The organism is Streptomyces sp. NPDC000229 (assembly GCF_040300825.1).
In the GTDB taxonomy this organism is placed as follows: domain Bacteria; phylum Actinomycetota; class Actinomycetes; order Streptomycetales; family Streptomycetaceae; genus Streptomyces.
This window is the reverse complement of the sequence record NZ_JBEPEL010000118.1, coordinates 1-17917: the sequence shown is the minus strand read 5'-3', so window position 1 is coordinate 17917 and position 17917 is coordinate 1. Positions and strand designations below refer to the sequence as shown.

Here is a 17917-nt window from a genome sequence, read left to right as displayed (position 1 = left end):
CCCTTCGGCGGGCCGTGCGGTGGTCCCTTCCGCGCCGTGTGCCCGAGACCCTTCACCGGGGTTCGCTCCGGCCGCCCCCGCCGCTCCCGTCACGCCCGCCCCCGCTGCCGCACAGCCCGCGGAGGACGGCGCGTACGTGACGCCGCTGGTCCGCAAGCTCGCCGCCGAGAACGGTGTCGACCTGGCGTCCGTCAAGGGCACCGGCGTCGGTGGCCGTATCCGCAAGCAGGACGTCATCGCCGCCGCCGAGGCCGCGAAGGCCGCCGCCGCTGCCCCGGCTCCCGCCGCGGCCGCCCCGGCCGCCGCCAAGGCCCCGGCTCTGGAGACGTCCCCGCTGCGCGGCCAGACGGTCAAGATGACCCGCATGCGCAAGGTCATCGGCGACAACATGATGAAGGCGCTGCACTCGCAGGCCCAGCTGACGTCGGTCGTCGAGGTCGACATCACCAAGCTGATGAAGCTGCGGGGCCGCGCCAAGGACGCCTTCGCCGCCCGCGAGGGCGTCAAGCTCTCCCCGATGCCGTTCTTCGTCAAGGCGGCCGCCCAGGCGCTGAAGGCCCACCCGGTCATCAACGCCCGGATCAACGAGGACGAGGGCACGATCACGTACTTCGACTCGGAGAACATCGGCATCGCCGTGGACGCCGAGAAGGGTCTGATGACCCCGGTCATCAAGGGCGCGGGCGACCTGAACATCGCCGGCATCGCCAAGAAGACCGCGGAGCTGGCGGGCAAGGCCCGTGGCGGCGGCCTGACCCCGGACGACATGTCCGGCGCCACCTTCACGATCAGCAACACCGGCTCGCGCGGTGCGCTGTTCGACACGGTCATCGTGCCGCCGAACCAGGCCGCCATCCTGGGCATCGGTGCCACCGTCAAGCGCCCGGTGGTCATCAACCACCCGGACCTGGGCGAGACCATCGCGGTGCGCGACATGACGTACCTGTCGCTCTCCTACGACCACCGCCTGGTGGACGGCGCCGACGCGGCCCGCTACCTGACGGCGGTCAAGGCGATCCTGGAGGCCGGCGAGTTCGAGGTCGACCTCGGCCTGTGACCTTCTGAGGCACCCGACAGCGGCGCCCCCGGCCGGAGCACCTCCGGCCGGGGGCGCCGTCGTCATGTGATCACGAGTGACAGGCGTCTCCCGTACGGGGCAGCCGTACGGGCTGACCGGGCGGAATAATGGCCAGCGACCGCCGCAGCAGCGAAGGAGCCCCCATGACCCCGCCCGTCGTCCACTCGCTGCGCGAGCAGATCCGCGAGCACATCGTGGAGGGCATCGTCAGCGGCCGCTGGAAGCCGGGCGAGCGGATCGTCGAGCGGCGCATCGCCACCGAGCTGGCGGTCAGCCAGACGCCCGTACGCGAGGCGCTGCGCGAGCTGGAGAGCCTGCGGCTGATCGAGTCGGCGCCCAACAAGGGCGTACGGGTGCGCAACCTGACCGCGGCCGACCTGGAGGAGAGCTACCCGGTGCGGGCCGGTCTGGAGCAGATCGCCGCCGAGCTGGCGGCCGACCGGCTGGGAGAGGACTGTTCGGCCCTGGAGCCGCACGTGGCGGCCCTGTACGAGGCGGACGCGCGGGCGGACGGCACGGCGCAGGTGCGGCACACGGTGGGCTTCCACCGGGAGCTGGTGCGGGCGGCGCACAACAGCGTGCTGCTGCACACCTGGGAGGGCCTCGGCATCGAGGTCTTCACGGCACTGTCGATCCGCTGGCTCGGCACCGTGCAGAAGTCGTACGCGGAGGAGCACGAGGAACTCGTGCAGGCCTTCCGCCGCGGCGACCCCCGGATCGGGGTCCTGGTGAAGGAACACGTCCTCGGCTGCGCCCCGCGCGCCTGACTCCACGCCGGGGCGCACGCCCCCGCTCATCGGGTGGCGCGAGCGCTCATTCGCTGCGTCCACCTGCGAAAACAAGGCACCGGGTGCCCGTTTTCGTGGCACCGAATGCCGACTTTGGGCTCTGGGGAAAGATTTTCCCCTCAACACTTTGATCGATCATCGATCACAGTCGTACAGTCGTCCGCGGACTTCAACAGAGGTCCCCTCGCCCTGTCCTGCCAAGACCAAGGGCTCCACACCCCTTCGACTCCGGAAGGCGGCGACTATGACCGACCCCACCCGCATCCAGCCGAGCGAGCTCGACCAGCTGCCGGACCGCGACCCCGAGGAGACCGCCGAGTGGCAGGCGTCCCTCGACGCCGTCGCCAAGGCGGCCGGGCCGCACCGCGCCGCGTACCTGATGCGACGCACCCTGGAGCGCGCCGAGGGCGCCGGTCTCGCGCTGCCCAAGCTGCTCGAAACCGACTACGTCAACACCATCCCCACCGCCGCCGAGCCCGCCTTCGGCTTCGACGGCGACGAGGAGATGGAAGCGAAGATCACCGCCTGGAACCGCTGGAACGCGGCCGCCATGGTCTCCCGCGGCTCCAAGTACGGCGTCGGCGGCCACATCGCCACCTTCGCCTCCGCCGCCTGGCTCTACGAGACCGGCTTCAACCACTTCTTCCGCGGCAAGGAGCAGGACGGCTCCGGCGACCAGCTCTACATCCAGGGCCACGCCTCGCCCGGCATCTACGCCCGCGCCTTCCTCGACGGACGGCTCAGCGAGCAGCACCTGGACAACTTCCGCCAGGAGACCGGCGGCAACGGCCTGCCGTCCTACCCGCACCCCCGCCGCCTGCCCTGGCTGTGGGAGTTCCCGACGGTGTCCATGGGTCTCGGCCCGCTGTCGGCGATCTACCAGGCGCGGTTCAACCGCTACCTGACCAACCGCAACATCAAGGACGTCTCGAACTCCCACGTGTGGGCGTTCCTCGGCGACGGCGAGATGGACGAGCCCGAGTCGACGGCGGCCCTCGCGCTCGCCGCCCGTGAGGAGCTCGACAACCTCACCTTCGTCATCAACTGCAACCTCCAGCGTCTCGACGGCCCGGTCCGCGCCAACTTCAAGATCGTGCAGGAGCTGGAGGCCCAGTTCCGCGGCGCCGGCTGGAACGTCGTGAAGTCGCTGTGGGGCAACGCCTGGGACGAGCTGTTCCAGCTGGACACCACGGGCGCGCTGGTACGCCGGCTGCGCGAGGTACCGGACGCGCAGATCCAGACGTACCAGACCCGCGACGCCGCCTACATCCGCGAGGACTTCTTCGGCAAGGACCCCGCGCTCGTCGAGATGGCGAAGCTGCTGTCCGACGACAAGATCATCGAGTGCTTCCAGTACTCCCGCGGCGGCCACGAGCCCCGCAAGGTGTACGCGGCGTACAAGGCGGCCCTGGAGCACAAGGGCGCCCCGACGGTGATCCTCGCCCAGACGGTGAAGGGCTTCACCCTCGGCAAGGGCTTCGAGTCCAAGAACGCCAACCACCAGATGAAGAAGCTCTCGGTGGACGAGTTCAAGGGCATGCGGGACCTGCTGGGCCTGCCGATCTCCGACAGCCAGTTCATCGACGGCCAGGTGCCCTACGGCCACCCCGGCGCGGACTCCCCCGAGGTCCGCTACCTCCAGGAGCGCCGCGCGGCCCTCGGCGGCCCCGCCCCGGCGCGCCGCATGCACGCGCTGGACCCGCTGCCGGCCCCGGCCGACAAGACGTTCGCCGCGTTCGACAAGGGCTCCGGCCAGCAGTCGGTCGCGACGACCATGGCGTTCGTCCGCCTGGTGAAGGACCTGATCCGCGACAAGCAGACCGGCAAGCGCTGGGTGCCGATCGTCCCGGACGAGGCCCGCACCTTCGGTATGGAGTCGCTGTTCCCGTCGCTCGGCATCTACTCGCCGAAGGGCCAGACGTACGAGCCGGTCGACCGCGACCAGCTGATGTACTACCGCGAGGCCAAGGACGGCCAGATCCTCAACGAGGGCATCACCGAGGCCGGCTCGATGGCCGACTTCATCGCCGCGTCGACCGCGTACTCCACGCACGGCGAGCAGATGATCCCGTTCTACATCTTCTACTCGATGTTCGGCTGGCAGCGGACCGCCGACCAGATGTGGCAGCTCGGCGACCAGCTCGGCCGCGGCTTCCTCGTCGGCGCGACGGCCGGCCGCACCACGCTGACCGGCGAGGGCCTCCAGCACGCCGACGGCCACTCCCCCGTCATCGCGGCGACCAACCCCGCGGCACTGACGTACGACCCGGCGTTCGCGTACGAGGTCGCGGTGATCGTCAAGGACGGTCTGCGCCGGATGTATGGCGAGACGGCCCCGGGCGAGGACCCGAACGTCTTCTACTACCTGACCGTCTACAACGAGCCGATGCCGCAGCCGGCCAAGCCCGAGGGCGTGGACGAGGGCATCATCAAGGGCCTGTACCGCTTCAAGGAGGGCACGCCGGTCACGGCGGACGCCCCGCGCCTCCAGCTGCTGTCCTCCGGTACGGCGATCCACTGGGCGCTGAAGGCCCAGGAGCTGCTGGCCGCCGAGTGGGGTGTGACCGCCGACGTATGGTCCGCGACCTCGTGGTCGGAGCTGCGGCGCGACGCGCTGGAGGCCGACGCGGCACTGCTGCGCGGCGAGGAGCGGGTGCCGTACGTCCGCCAGGTGCTGGCCGACGCCCCCGGCCCCGTGCTGGCGGTCAGCGACTACATGCGCCAGGTCCCGGACCAGATCGCGCAGTGGGTCGAGCAGGACTACAGCTCGCTCGGCGCGGACGGCTTCGGCCTGTCGGACACGCGGGAGGCGGCCCGCCGCCACTTCGGCGTGGACGCCGAGTCGATCGTGGTCGCGGCCCTGGCCCAGCTCGCCAAGCGCGGTGAGGTCCCGGCCTCGCAGGTGAAGGACGCCCGCGAGCGCTACGGCCTGTAAGGACCAGTCGTAGGAGGCCCCCGCTTCGGCGGGGGCTTCTTGCATGATGTGGGCATGCGCGCTGCCCGGCTGATCAAAATGGTGCTCCTGCTCCAGTCCCGTCCCTCCATGACGGCCGCCGAGCTGGCGCGTGAGCTGGAGGTCTCCGAGCGCACGATCACCCGGGACGCGCTGGCCCTGTCGGAGGCCGGGGTGCCGGTGTACGCGGACCGGGGCCGGGCGGGCGGCTACCGGCTGGTCGGCGGTTACCGGACGCGGCTGACGGGGCTCGCCCGCAGCGAGGCCGAGGCGCTGTTCCTGTCCGGGGTGCCGGGCGCGCTGCGCGAGATGGGCCTGGACGACGCCGCGTCGGCGGCCCGCCTGAAGGTGTCCGCAGCGCTGATGCCGTCGCTGCGGGACGCGCCCTCCTCGGCGGCGCAGCGGTTCCACCTGGACGCGCCGGGCTGGTACCAGGAGCCGGAGACACCCGAGCTGCTGCCGGTGATCGCGGAGGCGGTGTGGGACGACCGGCTGGTCTCGGCCCGCTACCGGCGCGGGGACACCGAAGTGGAGCGGGAGCTGGCGCCGTACGGGCTCGTGCTCAAGGCGGGCGTCTGGTACGTGTGCGCCCGTGCCGGCACGTCCTTCCGCGTGTACCGGGTGGACCGGTTCACGGCCGTCGCGCTCGGCGACGAGCGTTTCGTACGGGACGAGGAGTTCGACCTGCCGGCGTTCTGGGAGGAGCGGGCGGCGGAGTTCGCCCGCTCGATCCTGCGTACGGAGGCGGTGGTGCGTCTGACGGAGGCCGGTGCGCGGGGCCTGCCGTACGTGACCGACCGGGCCGCCGCCCAGGAGGCCCTGCGGGCGGCCGGCCCGGCGGACGCGGAGGGCCGGGTGACGGTGACGGTGCCGGTGGAGTCCGACGAGGTCGCGTACAGCCAGCTCCTCCAGCTGGGGCCGGAGGCGGAGGTGCTGGCGCCGCCGTCGCTGCGGGCGCTGTTCGCCCGGGCGGCGGCGCGGATGGCGGAGCTTTACCGGTAGTCGTCGGCGGTGGCGTCCCTGCCGCCGTGCACGACGTCGATGAAGTACGCCCAGCCGTCCGGCCGCGACCCGTCGGTGTCGGTGAAGCCGTACACCTCGGCAAGCTGCCCGCTGGAGAGCGACTGGCCGTTCCACCGGTGCCGGTCGGGGTCGGCGGCGAGCGCGGCGACCGCCCGGCCCACGTACGCGGGTGATTCCGCGACGGCGAAGTGCGGGTCCTTCTTCGTCGCGTCGCGCCAGTTCTCCTCCGTGACGCCGTAGATGTCGAGCATCATCTCGGAGCGGAGGTAGCCGGGGCTCAGCGCCACCGCCGTGCCGCCGGCCTCCTTCAGGTCCTCGCCGAGGCTGAAGGCCATGCGCAGGGGGGCGTTCTTGGCGAGGTCGAAGTAGAAGTTCTCGCGGAGGCGTCCGCTGTTGTACTCGGTCGTGCCGTCCGTCATCTCGACGACCAGCCCGCCCGGGCGCCTGACGAGCAGCGGAAGCGCGCAGCTGCTGGTGATGGCGTGGCTGCGGAAGCCGAGGTCGAGGATCCGCAGGCCCTGGTCCAGGTCCGTCTCCCACATCTTCTTGCCCCAGGGGATGAGGTGGTCGCCGCCCCAGAGGCTGTTGACGAGGACGTCGAGGCGTCCCCGCTCGTCGTCGATGCGCGCGACCAGCGCGCGGACCTGGTCCGGTTCGAGGTGGTCGACCCGTACGGCGATGCCTTCGCCGCCCGCCGCCGTGACGAGCTCGGCGGTCTCCTCGATGGTCTCGGTGGGCCGGCCCACCTCGCTGACCTGCGTGCGGGTGGTGCGGCCGGTGACGTACACCGTGGCCCCGGCGGCGCCCAGCTCGACGGCGATGGCGCGGCCCGCGCCGCGGGTGGCGCCCGCGACGAGGGCGATCGTCCCGGCCAGTGGTGTGCTCTGCGTCGTGTCGTTCGTCATACGACCACAGTGCACGTCATGTACGACATCCTCTGTCCGGTTTCATTTTGGCCGCTCCGCGTGCACTGTCACCCCTGACCCAGGATGCTTGTCCCGTGATGGACGAGACGGAGTTCTGGGAGATCATCGACACGACCCGGGAGGCCGCCGAGGGCGACCCCGAGGACCACGCCGAGCTGCTCGTCGAACGGCTGCTGCAGCTCGACCCCGACTCCGTCCTGGACTTCGCCCGGCACTTCGAGGCCCGCTACAACCGCGCGTACACCTGGGACCTGTGGGGTGCGGCCGCGGTGCTGCTGGGCGGCGCGAGTGACGACGCCTTCGACTATTTCCGCTGCTGGCTGATCGGCCAGGGGCGGGAGGTGTTCGAGGGAGCGGTGCACGATCCGGACTCCCTCGCGGAGCTGCTGGAGGACTTCGACGAGGAGATCGACGGGGACGGCGAGGAGCTGGGGTACGCGGCGGACGAGGCGTACGAGCAGCTGACCGGTGCCGTCGCGCCGGACCTGGGCATCCCTCCGCAGGCCCCGGAGCCGGAGGGCACGCCGTTCGACTTCGACGACGACGCGGCGCTGGAGGAGCGCTTCCCCCGGCTCTGGGACCGTTTCGGGGTGTGATCAGCTCAGAGCGCGCCCCATGAAGACATCGTCCACGTACCGCCCGTCCAGGAAGAACTCCCCCGGCAGGACGCCCTCGACGACGAACCCCTCCGACGCGTAGAGGGTGCGTGCGGGCTTGTTGGGGCCCAGTACGCGGAGCGTGATGCGGGTGGCGCCCTGGCGGACCGCCTCGGCGCACGCGGCGCGCAGCAGGGCCCGCGCAATGCCGCGGCCGCGCGCCCACTCGGCGACGGCGAGGCCCTGGATCTGGCGCACATGCTGGTTGCAGGCGAGGCGGGTGGGAGGCACGAGGCGGATGTATCCGGCGGGGGCGCCGTCCTCCGCCTCGGCGACCAGGTAGTCCCGCGGGCGGTGGTCGGTGTCGAAGAACGGGTCGTACGGCGGCTGGGGCTTCGGCTGGACGGCGTGCAGCGGTGACCAGGTGTCCCGGTCGAGCTGTGCCAGGGCGGGGCCGTCCTCGGGCCGTGCCGGACGTATGAGCGGGGTGGTCATGCCCGACACTGTGCCACGGGTGCAGGATGGCCCCATGACACGTTCTCGTATCGCCCGGATCGCGGTCACCGGCTCGTCCGGTCTCATCGGAACGGCCCTGGTCCGCTCGCTGCGGGCCGACGGCCACGAGGTGCTCCGGCTCGTACGGCGCCCCGCGCGGTCCGGTGACGAGGTCGAGTGGGACCCCAAGCGGCAGTACGTGGACGTGGCCGGGCTGGTGGGCTGTGACGCCGTCGTCCATCTCGCGGGCGCGGGTGTCGGCGAGCGCCGCTGGAACGAGGCGTACAAGCAGGAGATCCGGGACAGCCGGGTGCTCGGCACCGCGGCGATCGCGGAGGCCGTCGCCTCCCTGGACACCCCGCCGAAGGTCCTGCTGTGCGGGACGGCGCTCGGCTACTACGGCGACACCGGTTCGCGGGCCGTGGACGAGACGGCTCCCGCGGGGGACGGTTTCCTGCCGTCGGTGTGCGTCGAGTGGGAGGAGGCCGCGGCGGCGGCGGCGGAGGCCGGGATCCGTGTCGCGTACGCCCGCACCGGGCTGGTGGTGGCGCGCGAGGGCGGGGCGTGGGGGCGGCTGTTCCCGCTCTTCCGCGCGGGGCTGGGCGGCCGCCTCGGCAACGGCGAGCAGTACTGGAGCTTCATCTCCCTGCACGACGAGGTGGCCGCGCTGCGCCACATCCTCGACACCGAGTCCCTGGCGGGGCCGGTGAACCTCACCGCCCCGGACCCGGTCACCAACCGGGAGGTCACCACCGCGATGGCCCGCGTCCTGCGCCGCCCCGCCTTCCTGCACGTCCCGGCCCCGGCGCTGCGGGTCGCGCTGGGCGACTTCGCCTCCGACGTCCTCGGCAGCCAGCGCGTGCTCCCGTCCCGGCTTCTCGACTCGGGCTTCCGCTTCGCCTTCCCCACCATCGACACGGCCATCGCCTCCGCCGCATGACCCCGGGCGGGATGCCCCCCGGCAGGCGGCCTTCGCAGCCGGACCTCAGCGCCGCCGCGCTCAGGGGTGCGGGGACGTCGGCCCCGACGTACACCACGCCCTCACCACCCGTCAGGAGGCGGGGGCCGAGCCCTCGGTCCGCGGAGCCCCGCCGCGGCTGTGCGCTTCCGCCGGCCCGCGGCGGTGGGGTGGCGTGGCGGCTGCTGGAAGCTCTCGCATCGTCCGTACAGGGGAACAGAAGACCGGGAGGAAGGCGCCGGCCAGGCAGATCGCGCCCGCCCAGACTGCCGTGCGTACGCCCGCCGTTTGTCCGAGAACGCCGCCGAGGGCGGAGCCGATGGCCAGGGCACCGGTGAGCAGGAACCGGAAGGTGGCGTTCATGCGGCCGAGGAGCGGGTCGGGGGTCAAGTGCTGACGCAGGGTGACACCGAGGACGTTGTCGATGCCCGTCTTGGTCATGGCCGCGAGCCACCCGGCGCCGGCCACCCACAGCCACGGTCCGTCGCCGACCAGCCCGATGGCGAGGGCGGCGGGGGCGAACCCGAGCCCGGCCCATCCCAGGGTGCGACCGTGACCGAGGCGGGTGGCGAGGGGGCGGGCGAAGCGGGCGCCGAGCAGGATGCCCACGCCGCCGGCTGCCCAGTACGCCCCGAGCGCTCCCGCGGGCAGACGCAGTTCGCGGGTGAACAGCACCGGCAGCACGGCGTTGATCATCTGTGCGCCCAGGTTGGCGAGGGCCGCGGTGAGCGCCAGCGCGCGCAGCTCGCGGCTGCCGAGGACGTGGCGCAGCCCTTCCGCCACCTCGGCCCGCAGTCGTCGCCGCTCGGCCGGTCCCACCGAAGGAGCAGGCCGGTGGCGGATGCCCGTGAGGCCCAGGGCGGAGGCGAGGTAGGCGACGGCCCCGCCGAGGATCGCCACCGGAGCCGCGAAGAGCTGGACCAGGAAGCCGCCTGCGCCGCGGCCGGCGATGTTGGCTCCGGCCATCAGGCTCACGAGGGCGGCGTTTGCCGGCACCAGGCGCTTGCGGCCCACCAGGTCGGGCAGGACGCTCTGCGAGCCGACTTCGAAGAACACCGTGGCGCAGCCGTTCAGCAGCACCACCGCATACAGCTGCGGCAACGACAGCACGCCCAGGCACCAGGCGGCGGGGATCGAGGCGAACAGCACGGCGCGGGCGGCGTCGGCGGCCACCAGCACCCGACGGGTGGGCAGGCGGTCGACCCAGGCGCCCGCCGGCAGGCCGATGAGGAGGAAGGCGGCGGTGGACAGCGCGGCCAGCGCACCGGCCTGGCCGGCGCCCGCGTCGAGGGCGGTGACGGCGAGCAACGGGATCGCCACGTACCCGATATTGCTGCCGAGGTGGCTGAGGGCGCTCGCGGCGAAGAGCACGCGGAAGTCATGCAACCGCCACGGCGAACGGGGTGCTTCGGTCATGCGCGGTACCGTGCGCGACCGCCCTCCCCTTGGCCTATTGATTTACCCTCAGCTAAATGATCGCGATCGAACTCGGCCTGGAGGACGTGGCTCGTACCCGCTTCGCGATCTCCCCGCTGTGGGAGGTGGTGGCCAGCGTCCGGGTCCTCAAGGGAGCGGACGAACACGGCCTGCACCGCACCTGGGCCGAGCAGGTGCGCCCGCGGCTGGCGGCGGCGGACCTCGACCTCAGCCCTCTGTTCGACCTCGTTCCGGTGCCGACGCGCTCGCCGTGGTCCGGCCGCGTTCCGGGGTTCATCTGCCCGCCGCCCACGACACCGCTGCCGTCACTGGATGTGGAGCTGGCCACGGTCCGGGCCACCCCGCCGGCGCTGCTGAACACGACGGCCGAGGTGCCGCCTGCCCGACTGGCGGCGCTGCGCGCCGACCCGGCAACCGAACTCGGCCGACTGGCCGACGTGTTGGAGGCGTACTGGGAGCTGGCCCTGGCACCGTACTGGTCGCGGATCCTCACCTTGCTGGAGGGCGACGTCCGCTACCGCGCCGGCCGCCTGGTCGAAGGCGGCGCACAGCACCTGTTCGCGGATCTCGACCCCCAGGTCACCTGGGCCGGAGGCACGCTGCACCTGGAGCACCGCACTGCTCGCGGAGCGCGCCGGCTCGACGGCCGTGGCCTGTTGCTGGTGCCGTCCGCGTTCGTGTGGCCGCGCGTGTTCTCCGTGCTCAACGAGCCGTGGCAACCTTCGCTGCGCTACCCGCCACGCGCCGTCGGCATGCTCTGGCACACCCGGCCCGCGACCGTGTCCGATGCCCTGGCCGGCGTGCTGGGCCGCTCCCGCGCGACCCTCCTGACCCAGCTGACCGCCCCCGCCTCGACCACCAGCCTCGCCCGCCGCACCGGGCTGACTCCCGGCGGCGTCTCCCAGCACCTGACCGCCCTGCGCACCGCCGGTCTCGTCAGCGCCCACCGCGCAGGCAGAGAGGTGCTGTACGCCCGCACCCGGGCCGGAGAGACGATCGTGGAAGCCGCAGGCGCGGGAGCACCGCCGTCCACGGGCCAGGGCTGAACCCGGCACCGCGGGTTCGGCGCCGGGCCGCCTCAAGGGCGAGGGGCGGCACACCAGCGCTCCGTCACTCCGGGCGCGGCGCGGGGGCCGGCCGCGTGCGACCCCGTGCTTCGGTGACCCCCGTGCGCGCGTGTGACCGGTTCCACCCCTCGCTCATACGCTCGGAGCCCGAACTCGGGTATTCCGCTGCCCTCTGAAGGGCATGAGCCCCCCACGCACCCCCACGCAGTGAACCGCCACCCCGGGGAGGGACACGTGCTCAAGCACGCACGCCACGCGGACGTCGTCATCGTAGGAGCCGGAATCGCGGGCCTTGCCGCGGCTCATCAGCTGACCAGTGCGGGAGTGACCGTCAGCGTCCTGGAAGCCGCTTCCCACATCGGCGGCCGCATGGCCACCGACCACATCGACGGGTTCCGGCTCGACCGGCTCGGCCAGTTGCTCAGCACCTCGTACCCGGGCCTCGGCAGCGCCGACCTGCGGCTCTTCCAGCCGGGTGTCCTGGTGCACAGCGACGGTCGGCTGCACCGCACCGGGGAGGTCGGCAGGAGCGCCCGGTGGGCCAGGGCGCGCGCCCTGGCGAGCGCGCCGCGCCCGCTGGACCAGGCCCGGCTCGGCGCCGCGCTGGCACGGCTCGCCGCGACCGGGGACGCCCGGCTGCTGGCCCGCCCCGAGCGCCCGGCGCAGGACGCGCTCGCGGGCCGCGGGCTGCCGGCGCGTACCGTCAGCGGGTTCGTCCGCCCGCTGCTGTCGGCGCTGCTGTGCGACCCGGACCTGACGACGTCCAGCCGCTGCGCCGACCTCGCGCTGCGGGACTTCGCCCGCGGCCGGCTGTGCGTCCCGGCGGGCGGCGCCGCCACCCTCCCGGAGCGGCTGGCGGCGACGCTGCCGCCGGGCACGGTGAAGACGGGTGTCCACGTCAAGGACGCGTCGATCAACAAGGTCGTCACCGCCGAGCACGGCGAGCTGAGCTGCCGTTCCCTGGTCGTGGCCACCGGCGCCCGCGCGGCCGCCGAACTGCTGCCGGGGCTGCGCGTACCGGGCTTCCACCCCGTCACGGTCCTGCACCACTCCGCGCCCGCCGCTCCGCTGCCGGAGGCGGCGCTCGTGCTGGACGCCGACCGCACCGGCCCGGTGTCGCACTCGGCCGTGATGAGCGAGGTCGACCCGTCGCGGGCGCCGCGCGGCCGCGTACTGATCAGCTCGACGGTCCTGGGCGCCCCGCCGGACCGGCTCGACCATCGGGTCCGCAGGCAGTTGGCGGCCCTGTACGGCACCGGCACCGGCGACTGGGAGCTGCTGGCCGTGCACCACGACCCGGAGGCGGTCCCGGCGATGCCGCCGCCGCACGATCCGTACCGGCCGGTACGGCTGCTGGGCGGGCTGTACGTGTGCGGAGACCACCGCGACACGAGCACCGTGCACGGCGCGTACCGCTCGGGCCGCCGCGCCGCGGACGCGGTCCTCCGTGACCTCGGCATCGCGCTCCCGTCCGCGTACAAGGTCCCTGCTCTGCGGGCCGCCGCCTAGCCGATGACGCCGACCCGGTCCCGATAGTTCCGTACGGCGGTCGCGTCCCGGTAGGGCTCCAGTCGACGCTCGAAGTCGCGGACGTACTCCACGGCGCGTGCCGAGCGCATCTCGGAGGCCTGCTGGGCGGCCTCCGCGCCCAGCGCGCAGGCCTGGTCGAGCTCGCCGAGGCCCAGGCGGGCGGTGGCGAGGACGATCCGGCAGAAGAGGCGGCTGCGTGCGAAGGCGGGCGCGCGCAGCTGGAGCGAGCGTTCCGCGTGCTGCGCGGCGGCCCGGTACTGGTGGAGGTCGCGGTGGCAGTGGCCGAAGTCGTCGGCGAGCTGTGCCTCGTCGAAGAACCGGGCCCAGTAGGGCACGTCGTCGCCGGGCCGGGCGGCGTCCAGTGCCCGCTCGGCCCGGACGAGGGAGGAAGTGCACGCCCGCACCTCGCCGAGGACGGCGTGCCCGCGCGCCTCCACGGAGTGCAGCATGGCCTGGACGACGGGCGGCGCGGAGGAGCCGACGCCCTGCTGGGCGACGCGCGCCAGCTGCACGGCCTCGCGCCCGTGGCCGAGGTAGACGGCCTGGCGGCTCATGGTGATCAGTACGTAGGAGCCGTAGGCGCGGTCGCCGGCGGCCTGCGAGAGCCGCAGCGCCTGCACGAAGTACCGCTGGGCCAGTCCGTGGGCGGCGATGTCGTACGAGGTCCAGCCGGCCAGCCGGGTCAGGTCGGCGGCCGCGCCGAACAGCCGGCGCCCGACGGTCTCGCCGTACACGCCGCGCAGCATCGGCTCGGCCTCGTGCTCCAGGTACCGGACGAGGGCCTGGCGGGCGTGCCCGCCGCCGTACGCGTGGTCGAGGGTGCGGAACAGCTCGCCGATGGAGCGGAGGGCGGCGATGTCCCCGCCGGTGACGCGCTGGCCGGGCCCGCGGTCGGTGGAGCGCTGGCGCGGTACGGACGCGGCGGGGGCGGTGCCGCGGCCCTGGGCGGGGACGCGGGGCTCGGCCGGGTGCGGGAGTTCGCCGCGGCCCACGCGTTCGTCGGCGCGGCCGATGAGCCAGTCACGGCTGGGGACGACGAGTCCCGCCGGGGTGAAGGCGATCTTGCGGAGTTCGGCGTGGCTGCCGGAGTCCTTGCGCCACAGGCCGCTGACGATGTCGATGGCCTCTTCGGGCGTGGCCGCGAATTCGAGGCCTGCGTACACCGGTGCACACGCGTCCAGGCCCAGGTCCTGGGCGGACAGTCGTCGCCCCAGGCGGCGGGTGAAGACCTCGGCGATCAGCGCCGGGGTGGTGCCGCGCGGTTGCTGCCCGCGCAGCCAGCGGGTCACCGACGTCTTGTCGTAGCGCAGGTCGAGGCCGTGTTCGAGACCCAGTTGGTCGACGCGTCTGGCCAGGCCGGCATTGGAGAACCCGGCTTCGGCGATGAGGGCGGCGAGCTGGCGGTTGGGGGTGCGCTGCGGGGGGCGATCCGTCATCAGCTGTGCGGTCTCCTGCCTTGCCTTCTGGGCCGGGGTGCAGACCCCCTTGGAACGGCGCGAATTTAACCGCCCCGGACGTCCGGACCGCGACCTTCGCCCCACATTCATCCGATCGTGTGAGGATTGGGGGCGCCGCTGACGGGCACCAGGGGACCTTCCGTGGGACCGCACCTGCCCGCCCGTGATCGGCGGCGCCGCCGTACAGTGGCGTGGGGCGCGATGAATGCACTCTGCAAGGTTCTCGTGCAAGGTTCTAGGGAGGCGTTGCCGTGAGTGAGCTGCGATTCGTCCATGTGGGCTTCGGCGCGGACGCGGTCGAGTACCAGCGGGCGTGGGACATGCAGCGCGAGGTCCACGCCGCCCGTTTCGCGGACGAGATCCCCGACACCTGCCTGCTGCTGGAGCACCCGCCGGTGTATACGGCCGGGCGGCGCACCGAGGACAGCGAGCGGCCCCTGGACGGTACGCCGGTCATCGACGTGGACCGCGGCGGCAAGATCACCTGGCACGGCCCCGGCCAGCTCGTCGGCTACCCGATCATGAAGCTCCCGCGTCCGGTGGACGTCGTCGCGCACGTGCGCCGCCTGGAAGAGGCACTGATCCGTACGGCGGCGGAGTTCGGGCTGGAGACCACGCGGATCGAGGGCCGCAGCGGCGTGTGGGTGCTGGGCGACCCGGTCGAGCAGCGCCCGTCGCTGGGCGGGCTGTCGCTGGACTTCGACCCGCGCCTGCACGACGACGAGTTCGACGCGCGTCTGAACGGCCCCGAGTACGCCCCGTCCAACGCCGGGCAGCGCCGCGAGGACCGCAAGCTGGCGGCGATCGGCATCCGGGTGGCCAAGGGCGTCACGATGCACGGTTTCTCGCTCAACGTGAACCCGGACAACACCTGGTTCGACCGGATCGTCCCGTGCGGCATCCGGGACGCCGGCGTGGCGTCGCTCTCGGAGGAGCTGGGCCGGGAGGTGACGATCGCCGAGGTGCTGCCGGTGGTGGAGCGGCACCTGCGGGACGTGCTGGAGGGCGCGGAGCTCAGGCCCCGCGAGATCGAGCGCACCGCCGACGCGGCCCCCACCGCCGCCCCGGTGGATGCGGCCCCCACCGCCGCCCCTGAAGCCGCCCCTGAAGCCGTCGCGTCCGCCTAGGGACCGCCCGGGCAGCACCTGGGAACGGCCGGTCAGCGTGTGGCAACGGCCGGGCAGCACCTGACTCCGGCCGGGGAACGCCCGGGAATGACCACTCTGGCCAGAGGTTTGCCAGGCGTAACGACAGCCGCCGAGAAGGCCGCACTTTTATCGGGCGTACCCTGGTGTTCGCCGAGGAATCGAAGCCGTAGGAGCCAGCCGTGTCCGCAGTCGCACCCGACGGACGCAAGATGCTGCGCCTGGAGGTCCGGAACAGCCAGACCCCCATCGAGCGCAAGCCCGAGTGGATCAAGACCCGGGCGAAGATGGGCCCCGAGTACAACCAGCTCCAGAAGCTCGTCAAGAGCGAGGGACTGCACACGGTCTGCCAGGAGGCGGGCTGTCCCAACATCTTCGAATGCTGGGAGGACCGCGAGGCGACCTTCCTCATCGGCGGTGACCAGTGCACCCGGCGCTGCGACTTCTGCCAGATCGACACGGGCAAGCCGCAGGCGCTGGACCGGGACGAACCGCGCCGCGTGGGCGAGTCGGTCGTCACGATGGACCTGAACTACGCCACGATCACCGGCGTCGCACGCGACGACCTGGAGGACGGCGGTGCCTGGCTCTACGCGGAGACCGTGCGCCAGATCCACACGATGACCGCCGGTCGCGAGGGCGGCCACACCAAGGTCGAGCTACTGATCCCCGACTTCAACGCCGTGCCCGAGCAGCTGGCCGAGGTCTTCTCCTCCCGCCCGGAGGTGCTGGCGCACAACGTCGAGACCGTGCCGCGGATCTTCAAGCGCATCCGCCCCGGTTTCCGTTACGAGCGGTCGCTGGAGGTCATCACCAAGGCCCGCGAGGCCGGTCTGGTGACCAAGTCGAACCTGATCCTCGGCATGGGCGAGACCCGCGAGGAGGTCAGCGAGGCGCTCCAGCACCTGCACGACGCGGGCTGCGAGCTCATCACCATCACCCAGTACCTGCGCCCCTCGGTGCGCCACCACCCGGTGGAGCGGTGGGTGAAGCCGCAGGAGTTCGTGGAGCTGAAGGAGGAGGCCGACGAGATCGGTTTCTCCGGTGTGATGTCGGGCCCGCTGGTCCGCTCCTCGTACCGCGCCGGCCGGCTGTTCCAGCAGGCGATGGAGCGGCGCGGCCAGACCACTGTGTGAATCGCCGCACAAGCGGGTGCGCGGCGTACATGAGCGGCCCGTGCATGCCTCCAGGTGAGGGGCGTGCACGGGCCGCTCATGCATCCGGCGTCCGGCGCCAGGGTTTCATGGGCGTTTGACCGGCCGGTCACGCCCTGGTAACACCAATCAGTGACGATGCTTGTACGCCCCGCGCACGCACCGCCGCGTGAGCAGGGCGCGCATCACCCCCCACTCCCGCTGAACCCGCTCTCAGGGAGGACCCCAGACATGCAGGCCGCGACTCCGCAGGGACACAAGGCAGAGCAGACGCACCGGACGCATCCCGTACCCGACCTCCGTGAGGTCCGGGCCAACGCCTTCCCGCGGGTCACCGACGCTCTGCGCGCCGTCGAGTCGCTGCTCCTGAGCAGCGGCCAGCGGACCGCCCGCCGCAACGCCTGGACCTCCGTCCTGGAGGACCGCCGCCGGGCCAGGGACCGCGTCGAGGCACAGCACGTACTGGAGGCCGTGGCCGGCCGCACTTCGCGGGCCACGTAAACTTCACAGCATGGCGAGGAAGGCAAAATCAGACAGCGGTGACGCCGCTGCGAACCCCGGGCGACTGAAGCAGATCGCTCTGACGTACAAGATGACCCGAAAGGCCGATCCGAAGGTCGGTCTTGTCGTCGCGGGCGTGGGACTCGTCGTCTTCGGCGTCCTCCTCGCGATCGGCTTCCTGATCGGGCACCCCGTTTACCTGGGCATCCTGGGCTTCCTGCTGGCCTTCCTCGCGATGGCGATCGTCTTCGGGCGACGCGCCGAGCGGGCGGCCTTCGGGCAGATGGAGGGCCAGCCGGGCGCGGCGGCCGCCGTCCTGCAGAACGTGGGCCGCGGCTGGACGACCACCCCCGCGGTGGCGATGAACCGCAACCAGGACGTGGTGCACCGCGCGGTCGGCAAGGCCGGCATCGTGCTGGTCGCCGAGGGCAACCCGAACCGGCTCAAGACACTGCTGGCGGCCGAGAAGAAGAAGATGGCCCGCATCGTCGTGGACGTACCGGTGCACGACATCATCGTCGGCAACGGCGAGGGCCAGGTGCCGCTGAAGAAGGTCCGTACGACCATGCTGAAGCTGCCGCGGGTGCTCTCCGGTCCGCAGGTGACGGCCGCCAACGACCGGCTGCGGGCGATGGGCGACCTGATGAGCAACATGCCGCTGCCGAAGGGCCCGATGCCGAAGGGCATGCGGATGCCGCGCGGCGGCAAGATGCGCTAGGGCCTCTCGTTCGGATCTTGCTGGGCTCGTGACGCCTGGGCACCGCACCTCGCGGCGTTGTCGTCGGTCGCCAATGCTCCGCAGTGGCTCC

16 protein-coding genes are annotated in these 17917 nt (G+C 72.4%); 12 read left to right on the top strand and 4 right to left on the bottom strand.

The features are described from left to right. The 4 genes from sucB to ABT360_RS33240 all read left to right on the top strand — a co-directional run. Positions 1-1057, top strand: a 1057-nt coding sequence (sucB, locus tag ABT360_RS33255; RefSeq protein ID WP_351825034.1) for a 2-oxoglutarate dehydrogenase, E2 component, dihydrolipoamide succinyltransferase, incomplete at its 5' end; no start/stop codon positions are given. A gap of 164 nt (positions 1058-1221) precedes the next feature. Further along, a complete protein-coding gene (locus tag ABT360_RS33250; protein ID WP_351825031.1) occupies positions 1222-1845 on the top strand; it encodes a GntR family transcriptional regulator in 624 nt (207 codons plus the stop codon). A gap of 265 nt (positions 1846-2110) precedes the next feature. Continuing rightward, on the top strand, positions 2111-4801 hold the full coding sequence (gene aceE / locus ABT360_RS33245; protein ID WP_351825028.1) for a pyruvate dehydrogenase (acetyl-transferring), homodimeric type: 2691 nt from the start codon (positions 2111-2113) through the stop codon (positions 4799-4801). A gap of 54 nt (positions 4802-4855) precedes the next feature. Continuing rightward, complete coding sequence (locus ABT360_RS33240; protein WP_351825025.1) at positions 4856-5821, top strand: helix-turn-helix transcriptional regulator; 966 nt, start codon at positions 4856-4858, stop codon at positions 5819-5821. Here the strand turns inward: ABT360_RS33240 and ABT360_RS33235 are convergent. After that, positions 5812-6747 (bottom strand): SDR family oxidoreductase, encoded by a 936-nt coding sequence (locus ABT360_RS33235; RefSeq protein WP_351825022.1) that lies wholly within the window; start codon positions 6745-6747, stop codon positions 5812-5814. The two genes, ABT360_RS33240 and ABT360_RS33235, sit on opposite strands and share 10 nt — an antisense overlap. Positions 6748-6845: 98 nt before the next feature. Here ABT360_RS33235 and ABT360_RS33230 point away from each other — a divergent pair, with 98 nt between their 5' ends. After that, positions 6846-7364, top strand: a complete 519-nt coding sequence (locus tag ABT360_RS33230) for a DUF4240 domain-containing protein (RefSeq protein ID WP_351825037.1) — start codon at positions 6846-6848, stop codon at positions 7362-7364. On the opposite strand, the gene ABT360_RS33225 is transcribed toward ABT360_RS33230, so the two are convergent. Continuing rightward, positions 7365-7859 carry a GNAT family N-acetyltransferase gene (locus ABT360_RS33225; RefSeq protein ID WP_351825019.1) on the bottom strand — a complete coding sequence of 165 codons (495 nt, stop codon included), beginning with the start codon at positions 7857-7859 and terminating at the stop codon, positions 7365-7367. Between the two features lie 34 nt (positions 7860-7893). Here ABT360_RS33225 and ABT360_RS33220 point away from each other — a divergent pair, with 34 nt between their 5' ends. Continuing rightward, the gene (locus tag ABT360_RS33220; RefSeq protein ID WP_351825016.1) at positions 7894-8799 is read left to right on the top strand and encodes a TIGR01777 family oxidoreductase; all 906 of its coding nucleotides are present in this window, start codon (positions 7894-7896) and stop codon (positions 8797-8799) included. Positions 8800-8910: 111 nt separating this feature from the next. On the opposite strand, the gene ABT360_RS33215 is transcribed toward ABT360_RS33220, so the two are convergent. Further along, a complete protein-coding gene (locus ABT360_RS33215) occupies positions 8911-10233 on the bottom strand; it encodes an MFS transporter (RefSeq protein ID WP_351825013.1) in 1323 nt (440 codons plus the stop codon). 56 nt (positions 10234-10289) lie between these two features. On the opposite strand from ABT360_RS33215, the gene ABT360_RS33210 reads away from it, so the two are divergent. After that, positions 10290-11300 carry an ArsR/SmtB family transcription factor gene (locus ABT360_RS33210; protein WP_351825010.1) on the top strand — a complete coding sequence of 337 codons (1011 nt, stop codon included), beginning with the start codon at positions 10290-10292 and terminating at the stop codon, positions 11298-11300. A 255-nt stretch (positions 11301-11555) separates the two neighbouring features. Then, complete coding sequence (locus tag ABT360_RS33205) at positions 11556-12830, top strand: NAD(P)/FAD-dependent oxidoreductase (RefSeq protein ID WP_351825007.1); 1275 nt, start codon at positions 11556-11558, stop codon at positions 12828-12830. Here ABT360_RS33205 and ABT360_RS33200 read toward each other — a convergent pair. After that, entirely contained in the window at positions 12827-14287 is a 1461-nt protein-coding gene (locus ABT360_RS33200; RefSeq protein WP_351825004.1) for a regulator, read from the bottom strand. The genes ABT360_RS33205 and ABT360_RS33200 overlap by 4 nt on opposite strands. Before the next feature lie 272 nt (positions 14288-14559). Between ABT360_RS33200 and lipB the strand changes: the two genes are divergently transcribed. The 4 genes from lipB (at position 14560) to ABT360_RS33180 (ending at position 17826) form a co-directional block, all read left to right on the top strand. Next, complete coding sequence (gene lipB, locus ABT360_RS33195) at positions 14560-15435, top strand: lipoyl(octanoyl) transferase LipB (protein ID WP_351825001.1); 876 nt, start codon at positions 14560-14562, stop codon at positions 15433-15435. Positions 15436-15635: 200 nt separating this feature from the next. Further along, positions 15636-16589 carry a lipoyl synthase gene (lipA, locus tag ABT360_RS33190; protein WP_351824998.1) on the top strand — a complete coding sequence of 318 codons (954 nt, stop codon included), beginning with the start codon at positions 15636-15638 and terminating at the stop codon, positions 16587-16589. A 249-nt stretch (positions 16590-16838) separates the two neighbouring features. After that, positions 16839-17108 carry an SCO2195 family GlnR-regulated protein gene (locus tag ABT360_RS33185; protein WP_351825040.1) on the top strand — a complete coding sequence of 90 codons (270 nt, stop codon included), beginning with the start codon at positions 16839-16841 and terminating at the stop codon, positions 17106-17108. Between the two features lie 10 nt (positions 17109-17118). Beyond that, complete coding sequence (locus tag ABT360_RS33180) at positions 17119-17826, top strand: DUF4191 domain-containing protein (protein WP_344359931.1); 708 nt, start codon at positions 17119-17121, stop codon at positions 17824-17826. Positions 17827-17917: the final 91 nt, after the last annotated feature.

Excerpts from the sequence above, each read along its gene's own strand:
- ABT360_RS33250 (WP_351825031.1), top strand. The coding sequence starts at position 1,222 with ATGACCCCGCCCGTCGTCCACTCGCTGCGCGAGCAGATCCGCGAGCAC.
- aceE (WP_351825028.1), top strand. The coding sequence starts at position 2,111 with ATGACCGACCCCACCCGCATCCAGCCGAGCGAGCTCGACCAGCTGCCG.
- ABT360_RS33240 (WP_351825025.1), top strand. The coding sequence starts at position 4,856 with ATGCGCGCTGCCCGGCTGATCAAAATGGTGCTCCTGCTCCAGTCCCGT.
- ABT360_RS33235 (WP_351825022.1), bottom strand. The coding sequence starts at position 6,747 with ATGACGAACGACACGACGCAGAGCACACCACTGGCCGGGACGATCGCC.
- ABT360_RS33230 (WP_351825037.1), top strand. The coding sequence starts at position 6,846 with ATGGACGAGACGGAGTTCTGGGAGATCATCGACACGACCCGGGAGGCC.
- ABT360_RS33225 (WP_351825019.1), bottom strand. The coding sequence starts at position 7,859 with ATGACCACCCCGCTCATACGTCCGGCACGGCCCGAGGACGGCCCCGCC.
- ABT360_RS33220 (WP_351825016.1), top strand. The coding sequence starts at position 7,894 with ATGACACGTTCTCGTATCGCCCGGATCGCGGTCACCGGCTCGTCCGGT.
- ABT360_RS33215 (WP_351825013.1), bottom strand. The coding sequence starts at position 10,233 with ATGACCGAAGCACCCCGTTCGCCGTGGCGGTTGCATGACTTCCGCGTG.
- ABT360_RS33210 (WP_351825010.1), top strand. The coding sequence starts at position 10,290 with ATGATCGCGATCGAACTCGGCCTGGAGGACGTGGCTCGTACCCGCTTC.
- ABT360_RS33200 (WP_351825004.1), bottom strand. The coding sequence starts at position 14,287 with ATGACGGATCGCCCCCCGCAGCGCACCCCCAACCGCCAGCTCGCCGCC.
- ABT360_RS33185 (WP_351825040.1), top strand. The coding sequence starts at position 16,839 with ATGCAGGCCGCGACTCCGCAGGGACACAAGGCAGAGCAGACGCACCGG.
- ABT360_RS33180 (WP_344359931.1), top strand. The coding sequence starts at position 17,119 with ATGGCGAGGAAGGCAAAATCAGACAGCGGTGACGCCGCTGCGAACCCC.